This window comes from Kluyvera sp. Awk 3 (assembly GCF_028069715.1).
In the GTDB taxonomy this organism is placed as follows: Bacteria; Pseudomonadota; Gammaproteobacteria; order Enterobacterales; family Enterobacteriaceae; genus Kluyvera; species Kluyvera georgiana_A.
Genome location: NZ_JANEWH010000238.1, coordinates 1 through 2,934 on the forward strand (window position 1 = coordinate 1; position 2,934 = coordinate 2,934).

Annotated in this window: 3 protein-coding genes and 1 pseudogene; all 4 read left to right on the top strand. The window is 38.2% G+C overall.

All coding sequences use genetic code 11. The annotated features are described in order from the left end of the window. Window positions 1-356 (top strand): annotated as a pseudogene (locus NNN71_RS24145) (glycosyltransferase); the annotation flags it as partial. Then, on the top strand, window positions 353-1,132 hold the full coding sequence (locus NNN71_RS24150) for an ABC transporter permease (protein ID WP_271459536.1): 780 nt from the start codon (window positions 353-355) through the stop codon (window positions 1,130-1,132). The pseudogene NNN71_RS24145 and the gene NNN71_RS24150, both read left to right, overlap by 4 nt. A gap of 2 nt (window positions 1,133-1,134) precedes the next feature. Beyond that, a complete protein-coding gene (locus NNN71_RS24155; protein ID WP_271459537.1) occupies window positions 1,135-1,887 on the top strand; it encodes an ABC transporter ATP-binding protein in 753 nt (250 codons plus the stop codon). Between the two features lie 17 nt (window positions 1,888-1,904). Continuing rightward, window positions 1,905-2,934 (top strand): glycosyltransferase (locus NNN71_RS24160; RefSeq protein ID WP_271459538.1); only part of this gene is annotated, 1,030 nt, incomplete at its 3' end.

The window sequence follows — 2,934 nt, forward strand, 5'->3', positions numbered from 1 at the left end:
TGATCGAATTGAATGGTAATTTGAACAATAAAAAATTTGTTGAGCTGCTATCTAATTTGCATGTGGTATCATACGTAACGAATACCGAATGTTCGCCCATGATTGCTTTGGAATCTGTCAGTGTGGGCACACCGTGTATCGTTGGGCCGGCCGGGAATATATATAAAGGTAATGCTAAACTTGAGCACTATCTGGTAGAGCCAGAGGTTGATAATCCCACTGCTATAAGGAATCGTCTGATTTTAGTCCGAGACAATTATCAGGAAGTTAAATCACTACTTAACGCTTTTGCTGAAAGCTATAACGCTAATTTAGATGAAGTCAAAAGAGAGTTGTATAAAGAGTTAACACAATGAAAGAATCATTAAAAGATATATCAGCATCAATTAAAGCCTGGCATTTGTGGACAACTTTAGGTTGGCTCGAATTAAGACAGCGTTATAAACGTTCTATTGTAGGGCCATTTTGGATTACCTTGAGTATGGCAGTGCTTATCATTGCGCTGGGGGTCATTTACGGAGAACTCTTCAAACTTGAAGTTAAGGAATATCTGCCAATGCTTGCCATTGGTCTGGTATTCTGGAACTTTATTAGTGGGGTAATCAACGAAGGATGTGTGACGTTTATTTCGTCTGCATCGTTTATTAGCCAGTTACCTACTAAAAAGTTCATATATATAATGCAAATGCTATGGCGCAACTTTATGATGCTCTGCCATAACATAGTTATAGTTATTATAGTATTACTACTATTTAATGTCTTTACAATAAAAACGTTCCCATTTTTCATAGTTGGTTTTGCTATCGTTCTGGCAAATCTGATTTGGATTGCAACTTTATTTGCTATTATCTCAGTTCGTTTTCGTGATTTCCCCCAAATGGTCATGAGTTTTATGCAGGTGGTGTTTTATATTACACCTATCCTTTTTTCAGGAACAATGCTTGCTAAATACAGTTTGCTCTTAAAACTTAATCCTTTTGCATGGTTCATTGAAATTATTCGTTCTCCTTTGGTTGGTAAATTCCCTGCAGCCTACTGTTATTACAACTCGATAATACTCTTCGTAGTTGGCGTTCTGGTAACGCTTTTTGTATTTGGTAAATGTAAAGACCGCATTGCGTATTGGGTATAGGTATGACTAATTTAATCGAACTGAATAATGTTGCAGTTGAATTTCCTGTATTCGACGCGAAAAGTAGATCTTTTAAATCCCAGGTTGCTAACCTGACTCGTGGAGTGATTTCATCTCAAAAAGAAAGTAAAACTGTTACTGTCAAGTCATTAGATGGCCTTTCTTTCAGTTTAGCGGAAGGGGATAAACTTGGTCTGATTGGTAATAATGGGGCAGGTAAGTCTACTTTACTTAAATTACTTGCAGGAATTTATGAGCCAACCGCTGGTAGGATAGTAAGAAAAGGAAAGATAGTTCCACTTCTGGATATCGCATTGGGTATGGATGATGATTCGACGGGTTATCAAAATATTAAACTTCGTGGTCTTCTTCTGGGAATGTCAAATCAGGAAATTGAAGCTAAGATTGATGAAATAGCAACTTTTACCGAACTAGGTGATTATCTCGATCTACCGATTCGTGTTTATTCAACAGGCATGAGAGTACGACTGGCTTTCGCAGTATCCACTTCTGTGGATCCAGACGTTTTGTTACTGGATGAAATCATTGGTACTGGTGATGCTTCATTCTTGAATAAAGCAAAGAAAAGATTCGAAGAATTGCAAGAAAGAGCCAAGGTGGTTGTTCTGTCCTCACACGATAACAGCGTTATCCTTAGGACATGTAATAAAGTCTTGTGGCTTGAAGGTGGAAAACCAAAACTACTAGGTGATCCTGAAATAGTATTAGCTAAGTATATGGAAAGTGTAGCCTAGTATTAAAGGTAAATGCAGTGAAAATAGATTTTGTTATAACAGGAATGGATATTGGTGGCGCAGAGATGCAGGCCATAGATCTCTTGATCGAGCTCAAAAGGCGAGGTCATATGGTACGTCTTATATCACTTACACCGCCTGTTTCTCAAACACATAAGTTGTTAGAGAAAAAAATTCCCGTCATCTCATTAGAGATGAAGAACAAAATACAATTCATTAATGCTGCACTTAAATTACGAAAGATAATATTGAACAATAAAACTGATGTTGTGCATGGTCATATGTTCCATGCCAACATTCTGGTTCGACTGGTAAAGTCGTTCACCAGGAAAATACCAGTTATTTGTACTGCACATAGCACATATGAAGGCGGAAAATTAAGGGATTATGTTTATCGATTAACAAACCATTTTAGTGAATTGAACACAGTTGTAAGTGATGCAGCATGGCGTCGTTATGTAAGGGATAACGTTTTTCCTTACGCTAAAACAAAGACTGTGTACAATTGCATTGATACAAATGTGTTTCAGAACTTAAAAAAACCATCTGATGAATTCTTTCACTGGATAACAGTGGGGCGCTTGGTTTCCATAAAAAATCAGATATCGATACTTAAAGCGATGAAATCTCTTCCGGGAAGCGATCTCACCATAGTGGGTGATGGGCCTGAAAGAGAGAGCCTGAAGCGATACGCTAACGAACACGGTTTAAGCGAGCGTGTGAATTTTACTGGTGCGCAAAGTGATTTAAGTAGGTTTTACAACAATAGCAATGCATTTGTATTGGCATCAAAATATGAAGGATTCGCCCTTGTCGTTGCTGAAGCAATGTCATGCGGGTTGATGGTTGTTGCTACTGATTGTGGTGGGCCAGCAGATATCATTGGTAATGATGACCGTGTCGGAAAGTTGGTTCCTCCTGGTGAAGATGACCAACTTGTGTTGGCTATGCAAACAGTAGTGAAAGTAAATGAAATTGAGCGTGACCGGATAGGTAAGATGGCCCGGGAACGTATTGCAGAAAGATTCTCCTTACATAAAATAGTAT

What these genes read in the sequence shown, in the direction of transcription:
- NNN71_RS24155 (WP_271459537.1), top strand. Translation starts at nt 1,135, where the DNA reads ATGACTAATTTAATCGAACTGAATAATGTTGCAGTTGAATTTCCTGTA.
- NNN71_RS24150 (WP_271459536.1), top strand. Translation starts at nt 353, where the DNA reads ATGAAAGAATCATTAAAAGATATATCAGCATCAATTAAAGCCTGGCAT.